Annotated in this window: 14 protein-coding genes; 5 read left to right on the top strand and 9 right to left on the bottom strand. The window is 63.3% G+C overall.

What is annotated here, in order from left to right; genetic code table 11:
- Nucleotides 1-33: 33 nt before the first annotated feature.
- Genes AC1IN8_RS06385 through AC1IN8_RS06375 form a run of 3 tightly spaced genes read right to left on the bottom strand, consistent with a single transcriptional unit; the run spans nt 34 to nt 4,344 of the window.
- Complete coding sequence (locus tag AC1IN8_RS06385) at nt 34-840, bottom strand: phosphoadenylyl-sulfate reductase (RefSeq protein WP_479758395.1); 807 nt, start codon at nt 838-840, stop codon at nt 34-36.
- Nucleotides 830-2,554: an assimilatory sulfite reductase (NADPH) hemoprotein subunit gene (gene cysI, locus AC1IN8_RS06380; RefSeq protein WP_319912679.1), complete on the bottom strand. Its 1,725-nt coding sequence runs from the start codon at nt 2,552-2,554 to the stop codon at nt 830-832. Before cysI ends, AC1IN8_RS06385 begins: the two co-directional genes overlap by 11 nt.
- On the bottom strand, nt 2,554-4,344 hold the full coding sequence (locus tag AC1IN8_RS06375) for an assimilatory sulfite reductase (NADPH) flavoprotein subunit (RefSeq protein ID WP_479758461.1): 1,791 nt from the start codon (nt 4,342-4,344) through the stop codon (nt 2,554-2,556). The genes cysI and AC1IN8_RS06375 overlap by 1 nt, the downstream gene beginning before the upstream one ends.
- A 178-nt stretch (nt 4,345-4,522) precedes the next feature.
- Between AC1IN8_RS06375 and AC1IN8_RS06370 the strand changes: the two genes are divergently transcribed.
- Nucleotides 4,523-5,323: a PhzF family phenazine biosynthesis protein gene (locus AC1IN8_RS06370; protein ID WP_479758394.1), complete on the top strand. Its 801-nt coding sequence runs from the start codon at nt 4,523-4,525 to the stop codon at nt 5,321-5,323.
- 93 nt (nt 5,324-5,416) lie between these two features.
- On the opposite strand, the gene lysS is transcribed toward AC1IN8_RS06370, so the two are convergent.
- Both lysS and prfB read right to left on the bottom strand, forming a co-directional pair.
- A complete protein-coding gene (lysS, locus tag AC1IN8_RS06365; RefSeq protein ID WP_202046562.1) occupies nt 5,417-6,955 on the bottom strand; it encodes a lysine--tRNA ligase in 1,539 nt (512 codons plus the stop codon).
- A 20-nt stretch (nt 6,956-6,975) separates the two neighbouring features.
- A protein-coding gene (gene prfB, locus AC1IN8_RS06360; RefSeq protein ID WP_139437270.1) for a peptide chain release factor 2 occupies nt 6,976-8,074 on the bottom strand; the annotation gives its coding sequence in 2 pieces (ribosomal slippage) (nt 6,976-7,998 and nt 8,000-8,074; 1,098 coding nt in all).
- A 255-nt stretch (nt 8,075-8,329) separates the two neighbouring features.
- Between prfB and AC1IN8_RS06355 the strand changes: the two genes are divergently transcribed.
- The gene (locus AC1IN8_RS06355; protein WP_139437272.1) at nt 8,330-10,201 is read left to right on the top strand and encodes a methyl-accepting chemotaxis protein; all 1,872 of its coding nucleotides are present in this window, start codon (nt 8,330-8,332) and stop codon (nt 10,199-10,201) included.
- Nucleotides 10,202-10,413: 212 nt separating this feature from the next.
- Here AC1IN8_RS06355 and gltS read toward each other — a convergent pair whose 3' ends face one another.
- The gene (gene gltS, locus AC1IN8_RS06350; protein WP_479758393.1) at nt 10,414-11,613 is read right to left on the bottom strand and encodes a sodium/glutamate symporter; all 1,200 of its coding nucleotides are present in this window, start codon (nt 11,611-11,613) and stop codon (nt 10,414-10,416) included.
- Between the two features lie 433 nt (nt 11,614-12,046).
- On the opposite strand from gltS, the gene ansA reads away from it, so the two are divergent.
- Nucleotides 12,047-13,054: an asparaginase gene (ansA, locus tag AC1IN8_RS06345; protein ID WP_042648756.1), complete on the top strand. Its 1,008-nt coding sequence runs from the start codon at nt 12,047-12,049 to the stop codon at nt 13,052-13,054.
- A 222-nt stretch (nt 13,055-13,276) separates the two neighbouring features.
- Here ansA and AC1IN8_RS06340 read toward each other — a convergent pair whose 3' ends face one another.
- Nucleotides 13,277-13,555 carry a YeaC family protein gene (locus AC1IN8_RS06340; RefSeq protein ID WP_163137374.1) on the bottom strand — a complete coding sequence of 93 codons (279 nt, stop codon included), beginning with the start codon at nt 13,553-13,555 and terminating at the stop codon, nt 13,277-13,279.
- Nucleotides 13,556-13,634: 79 nt separating this feature from the next.
- Entirely contained in the window at nt 13,635-15,068 is a 1,434-nt protein-coding gene (locus AC1IN8_RS06335) for a glyceraldehyde-3-phosphate dehydrogenase (RefSeq protein WP_479758391.1), read from the bottom strand.
- A 210-nt stretch (nt 15,069-15,278) separates the two neighbouring features.
- On the opposite strand from AC1IN8_RS06335, the gene AC1IN8_RS06330 reads away from it, so the two are divergent.
- The gene (locus AC1IN8_RS06330; protein WP_479758390.1) at nt 15,279-16,082 is read left to right on the top strand and encodes a DUF2989 domain-containing protein; all 804 of its coding nucleotides are present in this window, start codon (nt 15,279-15,281) and stop codon (nt 16,080-16,082) included.
- Complete coding sequence (locus tag AC1IN8_RS06325) at nt 16,079-16,636, top strand: NUDIX domain-containing protein (RefSeq protein WP_479758389.1); 558 nt, start codon at nt 16,079-16,081, stop codon at nt 16,634-16,636. The genes AC1IN8_RS06330 and AC1IN8_RS06325 overlap by 4 nt, the downstream gene beginning before the upstream one ends.
- A 64-nt stretch (nt 16,637-16,700) precedes the next feature.
- Here AC1IN8_RS06325 and sppA read toward each other — a convergent pair whose 3' ends face one another.
- Nucleotides 16,701-18,545 carry a signal peptide peptidase SppA gene (sppA, locus tag AC1IN8_RS06320; protein ID WP_479758388.1) on the bottom strand — a complete coding sequence of 615 codons (1,845 nt, stop codon included), beginning with the start codon at nt 18,543-18,545 and terminating at the stop codon, nt 16,701-16,703.
- Nucleotides 18,546-18,632: the final 87 nt, after the last annotated feature.

Here is an 18,632-nt window from a genome sequence, read left to right as displayed (position 1 = left end):
GGGCGGGGCGCAGCAACAGGCTGCGCTCCAGGCTCAGATACCGGAGCCGTCGTGCTCGCCGTTCTCTTCGTGCAGGCCGCATTCGCGCTTGAGGCCGAAGAAGCGGGTCTGCTCCTCGCTCATGCCCGGCTCCCACTTGGCGGTGGTGTGAACGTCGCCCACCGAGAGGTAGCCCTGCTCCCACAGGGGGTGGTAGGGCAGGTCGTGCTCCTTGAAGTAGTAGAAGACGTCCTTGTTGCTCCAGTCGATCACCGGCAGGAACTTGAAGCGGCCGCGCTGGATGGCCAGCACCGGCAGCTTGCCACGGCTGCCCGCCTGCTCCCTGCGCAGGCCGGAGAACCAGGTGCGGGCGCCGAGCTCGCTCAGGGCGCGATCCATGGGCTCCACCTTGTTGAGCTGGTTGTAGCGGGTGATCCCCTCCACCCCCTGCTCCCACAAGAGGCCGAAACGGGCCTCCTGCCAGGCCGGGCTGAGCTCGGCCCGATAGATCTTGAGGTTGAGGGCGAGGCGCTCGGTCAGCTCGTCGATGAAACGGTAGGTCTCGGGGAAGAGATAACCGGTATCGGTCAGCACCACGGGTACATCGGCCCGCTCGCGGCTCACCAGGTGCAGCATCAGCGCCGCCTGGATGCCGAAGCTCGACGACAGCACGTGCTGCCCCGGCAGGTTCGCCAGGGCCCAGCGCACCCGCTCGGGGGCGTTCATGGCGTCCAGCTCCCGGTTGAGGGGGGCCAGCGCCTCGGTCTGCTCTTCGCGGCCCAGGGCCAGCAGGGCGTCGAGGTCGAGCCGGCCGTCGGCGGTGCGCGCCAGCCGCTCGGTATCAGTCTGTTCAGGCTGCATAGAAGTCCCTCGCAGAGTCGATGACCGGGGCTATGATCCCGGCGCGGATGACGAAGTCGCCGAAGCACTCGTTCCCGTCACGCTCGCTGGCCCAGCGGCCGATCAGGGCATCCAGCTCCGCCAGGATCTGCGGCTCCGTGATGTTCTCCAGGTGCAGGCGCGGGATGCGGGTCCCCTCCAGGTTGCCCCCCAGGTGCAGGTTGTAGCGGCCCGGGGCCTTGCCCACCAGACCCACTTCCGCCAGCATGGCGCGGCCGCAGCCGTTGGGGCAGCCGGTGACCCGGAAGATGATGGCGTCATCCGCCAGACCGTGCTTGGCCAGCAGCCCTTCGATGTCGGTGACGAAGGCCGGCAGCATGCGCTCGGCTTCCGCCATCGCCAGGGGGCAGGTCGGCAGCGCGACGCAGGCCATGGACTGCTTGCGCTGCTCGCTCACGCCGTCGTCCAGCAGGCCATACTGGCGCGCCAGGGCTTCGATGCGGGCCTTCTCGCCGGCAGGTACCCCGGCGATGATGAGATTCTGGTTGGCGGTGAGACGGAAGTCCCCCTGGTGGATCTTGGCGATCTCCAGCATGCCGGTCTTGAGGGGCTTGCCCGGGAAGTCCAGCAGGCGGCCGTTCTCGATGAAGAGGGTCAGGTGGTGCTTGCCGTCTATCCCCTCCACCCAGCCGAAACGATCGCCACGGCTGGTGAACTCATAGGGGCGAACCTCGCCAAACTGGATGCCGGCCCGGCTCTCCACCTCGGCCTTGAAGGCCTCGACCCCCACTCGCTCGAGGGTGTACTTGGTCTTGGCGTTCTTGCGGTTGACCCTGTTGCCCCAGTCGCGCTGGGTGCTGACCACGGCGGCCGCCACCTCCAGCACGTGGGATAGCGGGATGAAGCCGAAATCGCTCGCCTTGCGCGGGTAGGTGCTGGTGTCGCCGTGAGTCATGGCCAGACCCCCGCCCACCAGCACGTTGAAGCCCACCAGCTTGCCGTGATCACTAATGGCCACGAAGTTGAGATCGTTGGCGTGGATGTCCACGTCATTGTGGGGCGGGATCACCACGGTCGTCTTGAATTTGCGCGGCAGGTAGTTGGAACCCAGGATCGGCTCCTCGTCACCCCCCAGCTTCTCGCCGTCCAGCCAGATCTCCACGTAGGCGCGGGTCTTGGGCAGCAGGTGCTCGGAGATCTTCTTGGCCCACTCGTAGGCCTCCTGGTGCAGCTCGGACTCCACCGGGTTGCTGGTGCAGAGCACGTTGCGGTTCACATCCCCCGCGGTGGCTATGCTGTCGATGCCGGTGCTGTTGAGGGTCTGGTGCATCAGCTTGATGTCGCGCTTGAGCACCCCGTGGAACTGGAAGGTCTGGCGGGTGGTCAGGCGGATGCTGCCGTACAGGCTGTGCTCTTCGGCGAACTTGTCGATCACCTGCCACTGGGCCGGGGTGATGATGCCGCCCGGCAGACGGGCACGCAGCATGACGTTGTGCAGGGGCTCCAGCTTCTGGGCGGTGCGCTCCGGGCGGATGTCTCTGTCATCCTGCTGATACATGCCGTGGAAGCGGATCAGCTGGAAGTTGTCGCCGTTGAAGCCGCCGGTGAGGGGATCCTGCAGATCCTCGGCTATGGTGCCGCGCAGGAAGTTGCTCTCGCGCTTGAGGCGCTCGTTGTCAGCCAGCGGCCCTTCGACCGGTCCCGCTTTTTGGTGAGAGAGAGGTTGTTTGCTCATCAATAGACATCCCTTTGATAACGTTTGGCACGACGCAATTCGCTCAGATACTCTTCTGCTTCCTCACGACTCTTGTGGCCGTGTTCGGCAATCACATCCAGCAGGGCTTCCTGCACATCCTTCGCCATGTGGTTGGCGTCGCCACACACATAGAAGTGAGCGCCTGCTTCCAGCCACTGGTAGAGCTCAAGCCCGGCCTCGCGCAGGCGGTCCTGCACATAAATCTTGTTGGCCTGATCCCGGCTGAAGGCCAGGGAGATCTTCGACAGCAGGCCAGATTTCACATAACGCTGCCACTCCACCTGATAGAGGAAGTCCTGGGTGAAGTGGGGGTTGCCGAAGAAGAGCCAGTTCTTGCCCTCCGCCCCTTGGGCTTCCCGCTCCTGCATAAAGGCGCGGAACGGGGCTATGCCGGTGCCCGGGCCCACCATGATGACGGGGGTGTCGGGGTTGGCGGGCAGGCGGAAGTTGTCGTTGTGCTCCACGAACACTCTGACTTCGGCGTCTTCAGGCAGACGGTCCGCCAGATAGGAGGAGGCGCCGCCAGATCGCACTGTGCCATCTTCCTGGGGGTAGCGCACCACGCCCACGGTCAGGTGCACCTCTTCCTCTACCTCGCTCTGGGCGGAGGCGATGGAGTAGAGGCGGGGAGTGAGGGGGCGCAGCAGGCCGGTCAGCTGCTCGGCACTGAGGGCGGTCGGGAAGCGTTTCAGCACATCCACCACCTGGGCGCTGGCCACCAGGGCGTTGACCTGGGCCTTGTCGCCGGCCAGATCTTTCAGCGCCGCGTTACCCGAGATCTCGGCAAGACCAGTGATAAAGCCGCCGTGCAGCCGAGTCAGCTCGACGTGGCGGGTCAGGGCCGCGCGCAACGGACCCTGGGCGGTGGCCTCGTCACCGGTGAGACCGGTCAGGGCCAGCACTTCCCCCACGAGATCGGCGTCGTTGTCGAACCAGATGCCCAGGGCATCCCCCGGCTGATAAGTGATGCCGGACTCTTCCAGGTTGATCTCGATATGGCGGATGTCCTTGGTGGAGTCGCGACCGGTGATCTTCTGATTGACCGAGAGTCGTGCCGGGAAGGGGTTCTCCTTGTGATACTGGCTATGGCCGACGGCTTGCTGCACCGAGCCCGCCACGCTGGCAGTCGCGGCGCCGGCAGAGAGGGTGGCGGCGACGGCATTGACCGCCTGTTCGCCCCAGGCCTTGGCCGCTTCCTGATAATCCACGTCCAGGCTCGCGAGTTCATGAATGCGCTCGGCCCCGGCTTTTGACAGGAAGTCGTCGAAGTCCTTGCCGGTCTGGCAGAAGAACTCGTAGGAGCTATCACCCAGCCCCAGCACGGCGAACTTGAGCCCCTCGAGTTTGCCAATCTTGCCCTTCTTGAGCTGCTCGAACAGATCCACCGCGCTCTCCGGCGGCTCACCCTCCCCGTAAGTGCTCACTATCACCAGCAGGTGGGTCTCTTTCTTGAGCTGCTTGGGTTTGTAGTCCGCCATGGAGGTCAGGGTCACCGGCAGGCCGTGGGCCTTCGCCTGCGCCTGGATGGCGCTGGCGACACCCTTGGCGTTGCCGGTCTGGGAGCCGTAGAGAATGGTCAGGCTGCCACCGGGGGCGGCCACGGCGGCGCTGGTGGCGACGCTCTGGACGCCTGATTGGGAAATACCGTAGAGATAACCGCTCACCCAGGCGAGTTGCTGGGTGTTGAGGGTCGACAAAACCTGATTCAGCTGGCGCTGCTGCTCGTCAGAGAGCGGGCTTATGTTGGGTATTGGGGCTGTCAATTGCATCACACACGTCTTCCATGGTCTGATTTTTGGTCAGGTTAAGGGGTGCAATGAATAACAACAAAGAATAAAAATATCTTCTTTATGCGATTTATGAATTTATAAAGCCGAAATCCGCCTCAGCGGCTCCCCGGCTGTGGTATAAAAATCGCAATATTGAGTCCCCTTTCAGGATCTGCCGATGTCCAGACTGTTCCATGTCAATGCCTTCAGCCAGCACCCCTTCGGGGGCAATCCCGCCATCGTCGTATTGGGGCCGGAGCGCAGCGATGCCGAGCTGCAGGCCATGGCGGCGGAGTTCAACCTGTCGGAGACCGCTTTCCTCAGCCCCCTGGGGGAGGCGCACTATCGGCTGCGCTGGTTTACCCCGACGGTCGAGGTGGATCTCTGCGGTCACGGCACCCTGGCGGCGGCCCATGTGCTGTGGCAGACCGGGGCCGTGGCCCGCTCCCAGACGCTGCGCTTCGAGACCCGCAGCGGCCTGCTGGAGGCCAGCGCCGAAGGGGAGTGGATCCGGCTCGACTTTCCGCGCATCCCCCTTGCTCCGCTGACATTGGATCCCGCTTATGCCAAAGCCCTCGGCTGCACACCGTTGCAGACCCTGGCCGCCGGCGCCAAGTTCCTGCTGGTGCTCGGCAGCGAGCAGGAGGTGCAGGCCCTCAAGCCGGACTTCCACGCCCTGCGGGCCCTGCCCGGTCGTGGCCTGATGGTGACGGCGCCGTCGAGGGATCCGGACCATGACTTTGTCTCCCGCTACTTCGCCCCCTGGGTCGGGGTGGAGGAGGATCCGGTCACCGGCTCCAACCACTGCGCCCTGGTGCCCTTCTGGGCCGAGCGCCTCGGCAGGGCGCAACTGAGGGCGCGCCAGATCTCCGCCCGGGGCGGGGAGCTTGTGCTGGAGTTGCAGGGGGACAGGGTGTGGATGTCGGGTCAGGCGCTGACCCTGTGGCAGGGGGAGTGGCTGCTGCCGCCCGGCCCATGAGCCGCAAGCCGGTTGTTGTCTTCGCCATAAAAAACGCCCCGCAGTTGCGGGGCGTTTTATTGCTAGAACGCTCGGGCTGGCCGAGCGGCAGGCTTATTTCTGTTGCGGACGCAGGGCCGGGAACAGGATGACGTCGCGGATGGTGTGGCTGTTGGTGAACAGCATCACCAGACGGTCGATACCTATGCCCTGACCGGCAGTCGGCGGCAGACCGTGTTCCAGCGCGGTGACGAAGTCGGCGTCATAGAACATGGCTTCGTCGTCGCCCGCTTCTTTCTGGTTCACCTGATCCTGGAAGCGCTTGGCCTGATCTTCCGCATCGTTCAGCTCGGAGAAGCCGTTGGCCAGCTCGCGGCCGCCGATGAAGAACTCGAAGCGATCGGTCACGTCCGGGTTCTTGTCGTTGCGGCGGGCCAGCGGGGAGACGGCAGCCGGGTACTCGGTGATGAAGGTCGGTTGCAGCAGCATGTGCTCAACGGTCTCTTCGAAGATGGCGGTGATCACGTGGCCCAGCTCCCAGCCCTTCATCAGCTCGATGTGCAGGCGCTTGGCGACGGCCTTGGCGCTCTCCAGGGTGGCCAGGTCGGCCAGGGTCACATCCGGGTTGTACTTCAGGATGGACTCGACCATGGTGAGGCGCTGGAACGGCTGACCGAAATCGATGGTCAGACCCTCTTCACCCTCTTTGGCGTAACGGATCTTGGTGTCACCCAGGATGTCCTGGGCCAGGGTGCGCAGCAGCTCCTCGGTGAGATCCATCAGATCGATGTAATCGGCGTACGCCATGTAGAACTCGATCATGGTGAACTCGGGGTTGTGACGCACCGAGATCCCTTCGTTACGGAAGTTGCGGTTGATCTCGTAGACACGCTCGAAACCACCGACCACCAGACGCTTCAGATAGAGCTCGGGGGCGATACGCAGGTACATGTCGATGTCCAGCGCATTGTGGTGGGTGACGAACGGACGCGCGGAGGCACCACCCGGGATGACCTGCATCATGGGGGTTTCCACTTCCATGAAGCGCTTCTCGTTGAAGAACTTGCGGATACCGGCCACTACCTGGGTGCGGATCATGAAGGTCTTGCGGGACTCTTCGTTGGCGATCAGATCCAGGTAGCGCTGGCGGCAGCGGGCTTCCTGGTCGGTCAGGCCCTTGTGCTTCTCGGGCAGCGGACGCAGTGCCTTGGTCAGCAGGCGGATTTCGCCCACATGGACGGAGAGCTCGCCGGTGTTGGTGCGGAACAGGGTTCCTTCCACGCCGACGATGTCCCCCAGATCCCACTTCTTGAACTGCTCGTTGTAGAAGCCTTCCGGCAGGTCGTCACGGGTCACGTAGATCTGGATCTTGCCAGCCATGTCCTGCAGGGTAGCGAAGGAAGCCTTGCCCATGATCCGGCGGGTCATGATACGACCGGCAATCTTCACCCGTTTATTCAAGGCCACCAGCTCGTCGGCGCTCTTGTCGCCAAACTCGGCGTGCAGATCGCCGGACAGGCTGTCACGACGGAAGTCGTTGGGGAAAGGGTTGCCCTGGGCGCGCAAGGCGGCCAGCTTGGAGCGACGCTCAGTCATCTCGTTGTTCAGTTCGAGAGTCTGGTCGACTTCCGGAGTAGTGGTTTGTTCAGACATGGTGATTCCTGCTGCTCTGTTTACAGGCCTGATTTCAGGCTGGCTTCGATAAACTTGTCCAAGTCGCCGTCGAGTACCGATTGGGTATTGCGGGTCTCGACGCCGGTGCGCAGATCCTTGATACGGGAGTCATCCAGTACGTAGGAGCGGATCTGGCTGCCCCAGCCGATGTCGGACTTGGTCTCTTCGAGGGCTTGCTTCTCAGCGTTCTGCTTCTGAATTTCCAGCTCGTAGAGCTTGGCCTTCAGCTGCTTCATACACTGATCTTTGTTCTTGTGCTGGGAACGGTCGTTCTGGCACTGCACCACCACCCCGGTGGGGACGTGGGTGATACGCACCGCGGACTCGGTCCGGTTGACGTGCTGACCACCGGCACCGGAGGCGCGGTAGACGTCGATGCGCAGATCCGCCGGGTTGATCTCGATCTCGATGTCATCATCGATCTCGGGATAGACGAACACGGAGCAGAACGAGGTGTGGCGACGCCCACCGGAATCGAATGGCGACTTGCGAACCAGACGGTGTACGCCGGTTTCGGTGCGCAGCCAGCCGAAGGCATACTCGCCGGTGAACTTGATGGTGGCGGACTTGATGCCGGCCACGTCGCCCTCCGAGCATTCGATGAGCTCGGGCTTGTAGCCGTGGGCATCGCCCCAGCGCAGGTACATGCGCAGCACCATGTTGGCCCAGTCCTGGGCCTCGGTGCCGCCGGAACCGGACTGGATGTCGATGTAGCAGTCGGAGCCGTCGTGCTGACCGGAGAACATGCGACGGAACTCGAGATCCACCAGCTTGGCTTCCAGCTGATCGGCTTCGACGATGGCCTCGTTGAAGGTCTCCTCGTCTTCGCCCTCGACCGCCAGGCTGACCAGCATCTCGACATCATCGACGCCCTGGGTCAGGGTATCTATGGTGGTGACCACGTTGTCCAGGGACACGCGCTCCTTGCCCAGCGCCTGTGCGCGCTCCGGCTCGTTCCAGACATCCGGCTGTTCCAGCTCGGCATTGACCTCTTCTAGACGCTCTTTCTTGGCGTCATAGTCAAAGGTACCCCCTAAGCAGCTCGGTCCTCTCAGACAGCTCCTTAAGCTTGTTTAATACAGGATTGACTTCAAACATCGTGAAAACTCTCGGGGTCGATGTGATTTAAAAACGGGATATTCTAGCCAATTGTGGAAGGAATAAACAGGGTTGGCTGGCCCCGGCCGCCTTCTGTCGCCGATTTCGGAGGCCATTTTGTGCTTTCTTGTGGAAAATATCGCCGGCCGCGTCATTCTGCGCTTCAGTTCTGTGCGCTTTGGCCGCTAACAACAACATGGAGTGCCGCGCACTTTTCGAGTAATCCTGTTCCTGACCCCACAAGAAGAAAGCACGATGAAAAACCTATCACTCAAGCAGAAGATACTGTTGTCTGTGGTGATCGCCCTCTCCCTGGTGATCCTGCTGCTCTCCTGGCAGAGCTACAGCAGCCAGAAGTCCCTGTTGCTGCAAGGCAGTCAGGAACAGGTACAGCGCCTCGGCAGCCAGCAGGCCGCCAGCGTCAGTGACTGGCTTGCCGCCCGTCGCGATGTGATCCAGGCCCTTGGCAACAAGGCTGGCCCCGACCCCCTCAACGCCCTGCAACAGGCCCAGGTGTCGGGCCGTTTCCAGCTCACCTATTTCGGTGAGGGCAGCGGCAAGATGAACGATTCGGATCCCTCCATCAACCGTGACGGCTATGATCCCCGCTCCCGTGGCTGGTATCAGGAGGCCATGGCCAAGGGCGGCATGATAGTGACCAAACCCTACTTGGACGTGGCCTACAACGTCATGGTGGTGACCCTGGCCCAGCCGGCCCAGGGCGGCGTGGTCGGCGGCGACCTCTCCATCGCCTCCCTGGTGGAGGATGTCACCAAGATGGCCCTGCCGGCGGACGGTGTCGCCATCCTGATGCACAAGGACGGCACCGTCATCGCCTATAAAGATGCGGCCAAGGCGATGAAGCCCGCCAGCGAGATCGACAACGATCTCTCCAATGCCCTGATCGAACAGAGCAAGAGCAGCAACAGCCTGCTCCCCGTCTATTTTGACAACGAAGGGCGCGACAAGCTGCTGTGGGCGACAGACATCCCGAACACCGACTGGGAGCTGGTGCTGGTGCTGGACAAGGCCACCCTGGAGGCGCCGCTCTCCTCCCTGCTGATGACCCAGCTCGGCCTGGCCCTGCTGGTACTAGTGGGCAGCATCATCGCCATCTCCTGGCTGGTCAGCCTGCTGCTGGGCCCGCTTGGCAAGGTTTCCCAGGCTCTGGCCCGCATCGCCGACGGTAACGGCGATCTGACCCAGCGCATCAAGATCGACGCCAACGACGAAGTGGGTCAGCTGGCCAACAGCTTCAACCGCTTCGTCGGCAGCCAGCACCAGCTGATCGGCAACATCCGCCAGCTGGCCAACGAGCTGAATGCCGATGCGGAGCGCAGCCTGGTGACCAACCAGGCCGCGGTGGAAGAGCTGCAGCGTCAACAGCAGGAGGTGACCATGGTCGCCACCGCGGTCACCGAGATGGCGAGCGCCACCATGGAGATCGCCGGCAACGCCGAGAACACCGCCGCCGCCGCCCAGCAATCTGCCCAGAGCAGCGAGCAGGGCAAGATGCTGGTGAACCAGACCCGCCAGTCCATCAACAACCTGGCCGAGGAGGTGGGTCAGGCCACCGGCGTCATCGGCGAGCTGAGCCGCCACGCCCAGGCCATCTCCGGCATCCTCTCCACCATTCAGGGCATCGCCGAGCAGACCAACCTGCTGGCGCTGAACGCGGCCATTGAAGCGGCCCGTGCCGGTGAACAGGGTCGCGGTTTCGCCGTGGTGGCGGACGAGGTGCGGGTGCTGTCGCGCCGTACCCAGGACTCCACCCAGGAGATCCAGTCCACCATAGAGACTCTGCAGCAGACCACGGCCCGCGCGGTCAGCCTGATGCAGACCAGCCAGGGGCTGGCTGACAACAGCGTCAAGGACGCCGATGCCGCCGCCGCCGCGCTCGAAGAGATCACCCAGGCCGTCTCCCTCATCTCCGATATGGCGGGCCAGATCGCCACCGCCGCCGAGGAGCAGACCCAGGTGACCGGCGAGATCACCCAGAACACCACCGCCATCAAGGATGTGAGCGACGAGATCACCGCCGCCGCCATGCGGGATCTGGATCAGGCGCACCACCTCAAGGGACGTGCCACCAACCTGAACCAGCAGGTGTCGACCTTCATCCTGTAAGGCAGGGTCGGGAAGCGGCGCCATCCCGGCGCCCTCCCATGTCAAAGCCCCGCACGAGAGTGCGGGGCTTTTTGTTGTCCACCATCCGGCCAGTGCCTCGATGGGATGCGTCAGGGGACGCCCCAGACGCTATGGAGGTGCAAGGTGCGGGAGCCAGCAAGCAAAGAGCCCACCAAAAGGTGGGCTCATTCATACGGGGTCTGGCGCAGGGCTTACAGGAAGGGCAGGGCCAGGAACAGCTTGATCACCACGGCGTTGATGATGTCGATGAAGAAGGCGCCCACCATGGGCACCACCAGGAACGCCAGGTGGGAGGGGCCGAAGCGCTGGGTGATGGCCTGCATGTTGGCGATGGCGGTGGGAGTGGCCCCCAGACCGAAGCCGCAGTGGCCCGCCGCCAGCACGGCCGCGTCATAGTTGCGGCCCATGACCCTGAAGGTGACGAAGATGGCGTAGAGCGCCATCGCCACCGTCTGAGCGGCCAGCAGGATGAAGATGGGCAGGGCCAGGCTGGCGAGATCCCACAGCTTCAGGCTCATCAGCGCCATGGCGAGGAAGAGCGACAGGCTGACGTTGCCGAGCAGGGAGACTTCCCGATCGCTCACCTCGTGCCAGTTCAGCATGGTCAGCAGATTGCGCAGCAGCACGCCGACGAAGAGCACGCAGACGAACACCGGCAGCTCCAGGGCACTGCCCTTGAGGTAGAGGGAGAGCATCTCACCCCCCTTCAGGCTGATGGCGATGAGAGCCAGGGTCTCGATCACGCTGAAGGTGGTGAGGGGGCGCTCCATGTCAGGCATCTCGAAGCCTTGGGGGGCGCCGTCACGGTTGTGCTCCTCGCCGGGCACCTGCACCTTCTTCACCAGGTAGCGGGCGACAGGCCCGCCGATCAGCCCCCCCAGCACCAGACCGAAGGTGGCGCAGGCGATGGCGAGCTCGGCGGCGGATTGCACGCCGTACTTCTCGGTGAAGATGGAGCCCCAGGCCGCGCCGGTACCGTGGCCGCCGGAGAGGGTGATGGAGCCAGCCAGCAGCCCCATGTGGGGATCCAGGCCGAGCAGGGTCGCCAGACCCACACCCAGGCTGTTTTGCACCAGCAGCAGGCCGGTGACCACCAGCAGGAAGGTGATCACCGCCTTGCCGCCGCGCTTGAGGCTGCCCAGATCGGCGGAGAGGCCGATGGAGGCGAAGAAAGCCAGCATCAGCGGGGTTTGCAGTGTGGTGTCAAATTGCAGTTCAAGCTGCATGGTGGAGCGCAGCAGCAGCAGCACCAGGGCGACCACCAGGCCGCCTGCCACCGGTTTGGGGATGTTGAAGGTACGCAGGGGGCCAATCCGGTTGACCAGCAGACGGCCGAGCAGCAGCACCAGGGTGGCGGCGACCAGGGTGGCGTAGGAATCAAGTTGTATCATGCGGTACTCCCATGTTGATCGGCTGTGTCTTTGGCGAGAAAGACTCACAGATTCAGCCGGGATAAAAACAGTGTGGCGCAGGCGCCAGTTCAAGAGGGGGCCACAGGCCCAGTCCCAGGCAAAAATGGGATCGATGCGAGCCCGATTTCATCAGGCATCCAGATGACATTCATGAAAAATCCGCCGGATAGTAGCAAAAATCACCGTTTATATCCATGTTCATCATATTAATGCTCAAAACAGTGCATTAACCTAGCATTTAACACTATGTCCTGGGTGTGCTCCGGCCCGCAACAATGACTGCTGTCATTTGCAGCGGCAGTCTCTATAATTCGCCAGTTTCCCGCCCATGAGCGGCACCGGAATAGGAAGTGAAGGAACCGGTTGAACCTTGAATTGTCTGCCGGTTGTCAGTCCAGAGAGAGGAGAGGGTGTGAAGAAGTCTATCTATATCGCCTACACGGGCGGCACCATAGGGATGCAGCGTTCCGACCACGGTTATGTGCCGATGGCGGGTTTCATGGAAGATTGTCTGGCCCGGATGCCCGAGTTCCACCGGCCCGAGATGCCGGATTATCATATCCACGAATATGCCCCCCTCATCGACTCCTCCGACATGACCCCGGCGGACTGGCAGCGCATCGCCGAGGACATTCGTGACAACTACGAGCAGTACGACGGCTTCGTGATCCTGCACGGCACCGACACCATGTCGTTCACCGCCTCGGCCCTCTCCTTCATGCTCGAAGATCTGCACAAGCCGGTCATCATCACCGGCTCCCAGATCCCGCTTGCCGAGCTGCGCTCCGACGGCCAGCAGAACCTGCTCAATGCCCTCTATATCGCGGCCAACTACCCGATCCACGAGGTCACGCTGTTTTTCAACAACCAGCTCTATCGCGGCAACCGCAGCAAGAAGGTGCACGCGGACGGCTTCCACGCCTTCGATTCACCGAACTACCCGCCGCTGCTCAATGCCGGCATCGCCATCTCCCTGGAAGCGGGGGAGCTGGGCGTGCCGTCCGAGCGGCCGCTGGTGCTGCACGACATCACACCCCAGCCCATCGGTGTGGTGACCCTCTATCCGGGCATCTCGGCGGAGGTGATCGCCAACATACTGCAGCAACCGGTGCGGGCGCTGATCCTGCTCTCCTTCGGGGTGGGCAATGCGCCCCAGAACCCGGCCATGCTGGCGCTGCTCTCCGAGGCGTCGGCCCGGGGCGTCATCATAGTCAACCTGAGCCAGTGCCTGCACGGCAAGGTCAACATGGGGGGCTATGCCACCGGCAACGCCCTCTCCCGGGCCGGGGTCATCTCGGGCTTCGACATGACGGCCGAGGCGGCGCTGACCAAGCTGCACTTCCTGCTGAGCCAGGATCTGCCCGCGCCGCGCATTCGCGAGCTGATGCAGCAGTCCCTGCGGGGTGAGCTGACCCCCTGAGAAACTGCCCACGATCTTACTGCGAAGCCGTGATCAAGGCTCATGTGCTGCTCGGAATCCTCACGTATATCTATACGCTCCGGTTCCTGCGCTGCTTTCACCTTGCTGACGCCTTCTCGCTACAGGTCGTGAACAGCTTCTGACCTCCCCACCATGGGGGAGAGTGGAAAAAGAGGGGAGCCATGATGGCTCCCCTTTTTAGTTGTGGCGGGCGGGTCAGTCTCAGTGGTTGAGGTCAATCCGCACTATCTCTTCCTCATCGCGATACTGGCGCTTGAGCTCGCTCTTGCTCTTCATCACGATCTCGCCGTCGCGGCCTATGTTCATGTGCTCGGGATCGGCAAGGTGCATCGCCTGCCAGGCCATCACGGCCTGCAGCGAGGTGGCCTTCTGCTCCTCGGTGAGGGGCTGGCCGTCCGGCCACTTGCCCAGCTCGACCGCGGTCTTGAGCCGCTCGTACACTTCCTTGGGCATCTGCCCTATCACTTGTTGAAACGACATCGGCCTCTCCTTGCAAATTGAGCCATGAAGGGATCAGGTGGGCAGATCCTGGCGGACTATGCCGGTAGATCCTCGCGTACTATGCCGGTAGATCCTGACGGACTACGCCGGCCATCTGCTCCATCACCCGCACTACCTGACAACTGTACCCGAACTCGTTGTCATACCACACGTACAGCACGCAGTGATCCCCCTCGGCTATGGTGGCCTGGGAGTCCACTATGCCCGCGAAGCGGGAACCCACCATGTCGGAGGAGACCAGCTCGGTGCTGGCGCTGAAGTCGATCTGGCGGTGCAGGGCCGAGCTCAGCGCCATCTGCTGCAGATAGGCGTTGAGGCTCTCCCGGTCGGTGGCCTGCTCCAAAGACAGATTGATGATGGCGAGCGACACATTGGGGGTGGGCACCCGGATGGCGTTGCCGGTCAGCTTGCCCTTGAGCTCCGGCAGCGCCTTGGCCACCGCCTTGGCGGCGCCCGTGCTGGTCATCACCATGTTGAGGGCCGCGCTGCGACCGCGCCGCTCCCCCTTGTGATAGTTGTCGATCAGGTTCTGATCGTTGGTGTAGGAGTGCACCGTCTCCACGTGGCCGTGGCGGATGCCGTACTTGTCCTGCATCACCTTGAGCACAGGGGTGATGGCGTTGGTGGTGCAGGAGGCGGCGGAGATGATCTTGTCATCCGGGCCTATCACTTCGTGGTTGACCCCGAACACCACGTTCTTCATCTCCCCCTTGCCGGGGGCGGTCAGCAGCACCCGGGCGGCGCCGCGCGCCTTGAGGTGCTCGGACAGACCCGCCTCGTCACGCCAGACCCCGGTGTTGTCGACGATCAGCGCATTGTCGATGCCATGGGCGGTGTAGTCGATGTCGGCCGGGCTGTTTGCGTAGATCACCTGGATGAAGGTGCCGTTGGCGATGATGGCGCTGCGCTCGTTATCCACCTCGATGGAGCCGTTGAAGGGGCCGTGCACCGAGTCGCGGCGCAGCAGGCTGGCCCGCTTCTCCAGATCCCCCTCGCGACCGCCGCGCACGACGATGGCGCGCAGGCGCAGGGAGTTGGCGGCGCCGGTGCGCTCGATCAGCAGCCGGGCCAGCAGGCGGCCGATGCGGCCAAAGCCGTAGAGCACCACATCGGTCGGGGCGGGCACGCTGTCCCGGTTCAGGGCCGGGGCCAGCCTGGCGCGCAGGTAGTCGTCTATGCCGGCCTCATCCTGGTGATCCTGCCAGTAACCCACCGCCAGCTTGCCGAGGTCCACTTCGGCGGCGGTCGGGTTCAGGGCGACCATGGCCTGGAGCAGGGGGAAGCTTTGCTGGATGGGGAGGGGGGTGCCCTGGTGGCGGCGAACGACCCGATGGGCCTTGAGGATGTCGATGGTGGAGGCGTTCTGCAGGGGGCGCCCGTAGACGGTGATTTCTATCCCTTGCTGGCGGTAGAGGCGACCAATCAAGGGCTGCATGGCTTCGGCGAGCTCCTGGCTCTCCTGCCACGCCTGCAAGTAGTGCTCGTGGGTCATTAACCAGATCCTTTATTTCACGTTGTTGAAGCAAGTTGCCTGGGCAAATTGAAATTCGTCGAATGCAGATCAGTGTAGGGCTGACGGTTTCGTTATATTATTCTGCAGTCGCGGCCTTATACGGCGCGCGCATTGTAATGGATATGTAGCCTGTTTGCTAGTTGGCGGTGGCCAGGGCGGGTTGCGATTGTTACCAACCAGATGTGAACCATGACCCTATTCTCACAGCGTCCGTTACTGCTCCCTCTCGCCTGTTGTCTGACGCTGATGGCCTGCGATGACGACAGGATCCACAACATTTGCTCCCAATATCCCGCCCTGTGCGCGGACCTGGTGGACGACGGCTGGTGTCGCCATGAGCGCAGCGATGTCATCCGCGCCCGCTACTACCTCCAGGAGGAAGGGACGGACAGGCAGAGGTACGAGCTGATGCGCGGCCTGGAGCGTTACCTGCAGTGCGCCGAACACTCCACCAACATCGAATACAAGCGGGCCCGGGAGCAGAAGAGCCCCAGGGTGGAGGGCATGCTGGCCGCCGGCACTCAGCTGGAGCAGCTGGATGCGCAGACCCGTGGCTCCCAGGATCCCTATCTGCTGCTGTGGCACTGGACCAACAACACCAATCCCGCGGCCCGTGCCAGCTTCCTGGCGCTGGAAGGAACCCCCGCCCTCGAGGAGCCTGAGTTGCAACTGGCCCTGGGGGGCATCTATGCCAAGAGCGAGCCCCAAAAGGCCATCGCCCTGATGCATCATGCCCTCTCCCTCTATGGGGAAGGGGACAAGGTCAACAGCCGGATCCTCACCGCCCTCAGCACCCTCTACATGGGGCAGAAGGCGTTTGATCAGGCCTATCTGTGGGGCAAGGTGAGCGAGTCATTCCAGGAGAGTCCCGAGGTCTCGTCCACCCGTCTCGGGATCTACCACGCCATCGGCAAGGCGCAGCAGGAGGGGCTGGACGAGCAGGCCGCCACCATAGTCGACGCGCTCAGAGCCGGGAGCTACCAGGCCCCATGATACCGCTGCCATCCGGCGCCCCCGAGTGGGCCCATGCCTTCGACATCCGCCTCGTCCATGGTCAGGTGCCCTGCGAGGGGCGGGTGCTCGAGCGGACCACGGTCAGGGCCGTGGTGATGCGCGGGGATGAACTGCTGCTGGTGCATTCTCGCGTCAACGGGGATCTCATGTTTCCCGGGGGCGGCATAGAGGCGGGGGAGTGTCACCATACGGCCCTGGCCCGGGAGCTGCGGGAGGAGTGCGGCGCCGAGCTGGTGGCCGTGGGCCTGCGGCTCGGGCAGACCCGGGAGTTTCGCGCCGCCCGCGAGGCCGACTACGACGCCTACTGCATCCGCTCCTTCTACTACCTCTGCCAGGTGGGGGAAGCCTGGAGCGAGCCGCTCCCCCAGCCCTACGAGATACGGCTTGGCTTCACCCCGGGCTGGTTCGCACTGGAAGAGGCCCTGCAGACCAACAAGACCCAGCTGGCCGGTCCCTGCCCCCAGTGGACGGTGCGGGAGACGAGGGTGCTGGCCGAGCTGCAGCACTGGGTGGATGCGGGCCTGCTGGGCTGACCGCCATGGAGTGCTGAGGATAAAAAAACCGCCATTCGGCGGTTTTTTTATTCTCGCTGCCGGATCAGGGCACGCAGACCGGGCAGAAGGCGTAGGTGCCTTGCGGGTCATTGAAGCGGGTCAGCGGGTCCAGGCTGCGGTTCATCTCCACCAGCGCCTTGCCAAACCCGGCGGGCAGCCAGCTTTGCAGGTGCGGGGCCAGCGCCTGGGCGCTGCTGTCAAACAGCTCGCGCAGGAACTTGTCCCTTGCCGACTCTTCCGGCGCTATGGGGGTGACCTGCCAGCTCTTGAGGTTGGCGAGCTCGGCGGCGGCCTTGAGGGCGTCGTCCAGGTTGCCGAACTCGTCCACCAGCCCCAGCTCCTTGGCATCCTGACCGGTCCAGACCCGGCCTTCGGCGGCTTTCTCCGCCTCTTCCGGGCTCAGACCCCGGCCCTTGCCGACCAGACCGACGAAGCGCTGATAGGTGTCTTCCACGCTCAGCTGGATAGCCTGACCGACATGTTCCGGCAGGGCCCGGGTCAGCCCGACCCCCACGAAGTCCGTGGTGCCGACGCCGTCGGTGTGCACCCCGTACTGGGAGAGCGCCTTGTCGATGGTGGCGAACATGCCGAACACCCCGATGGAGCCGGTGAGTGTGGTGGGGGAGGCGAAGATCTTGTCCGCATCGGCGGAGATCCAGTAACCCCCGGAGGCGGCGTAGCTGCCCATGGAGATGACCACCGGCTTGCCCGCCTGTTTCAGGGCCAGCAGCTCGGCGCGGATCTGCTCGGCGGCGAAGGCACTGCCCCCCGGGCTGTCGACTCGCAGTACCACGGCTTTCACCTGATCGTCGCGGCGGGCCTCGGCCAGCAGATCGGAGAGACTGTCGCCGCCTATGGTGCCGGCCGGCTGGATCCCGTCCATGATGGCGCCGCTGGCGGTGATGAGGCCCACCTCATCCTTGCCGCTCTGGGGATATTGCTCGGGGATGGCGGCCAGATACTCTTTCAGGCCGACCCCTTTCCAGCTGTGATCCTCGCTCTCGCCCACCTCCTTGATGACCGCCTGGGTCATCTCGTCCCGGGTGGCGAGCTGATCCACCAGACCGTTGTCGAGGGCGTAGCTGGCAGCATTGCCACCGGCCTTGCGCAGCAGTTCGAGGAAGTGATCCTTGTTCGGCGCGACGGCATCGGGCTCTATCTCCCGCTGCTCGGCTACGTCGGTGACATAGGATTGCCACAGTTGATCCAGCCAGCGCTGGTTCGCCTCCTTGCTCTCGGGGGACATCTCGTCACGGGTATAGGGCTCGACGAAGGATTTGTAGGTGCCGACCTTGAACACATGGGGGGTGACGTTGAGCTTCTCCAGCGCCGACTTGAAGTAGGTCTGGTAGACCCCAAAGCCTTCGATCAGCACGGCGCCGCTCTGGTTGAGCAGCACGTGATCGGCATGGGCGGCGAGCAGGTAGGCGCCCTGGCTGTAGTAGTCGGCCATGGCGATGACCGGCTTGCCGCTCTCCTTGAATGCGTCTATGGCGCTCGTCACCTCCTGCAGCTTGGAGAGGCTGGCCCCCTGCAGTCCCTGGGGCTTGATCACCAGCGCCTTGATGCGATCGTCATCCTTGGCACTCTTGATGGCCCACAGCAGGTCGGAGAGGACGATTTCGCTCGGCTGATCGTCGCTCTTCTCCATCTGCCGCAGCAGTTGCACCGTCGGATCGGTCTGGGTGCGTTGCTCCACCAGCACGCCGGTGAGATTGAGGGTGAGGGCGCCCTCTATGGGGGTGCCGGGTGTCTCGCTCTGGTTGAGGCTGAAGGCGATGACCAGCACGACGACGAGAAACAGCAGATTGACCAGCATCAAGCGGGTAAAGTTGAGCAGACGCCAGAGGCTGCGAAACAGCCACCCCAGACCTTTGAAAATAGACATAGCCGTGCTAACGCCCTGTTAATGGGTAGAGAAGGGCATTATTAACCAGTTGACCCGCCAATTGCCATTTTCCCTTGGCCGCGATCG

Source organism: Aeromonas sp. 130281, from assembly GCF_056642115.1.
The sequence above is the reverse complement of the archived record's forward strand: the minus strand, read 5'-3'. Positions and strand labels throughout refer to the sequence as shown.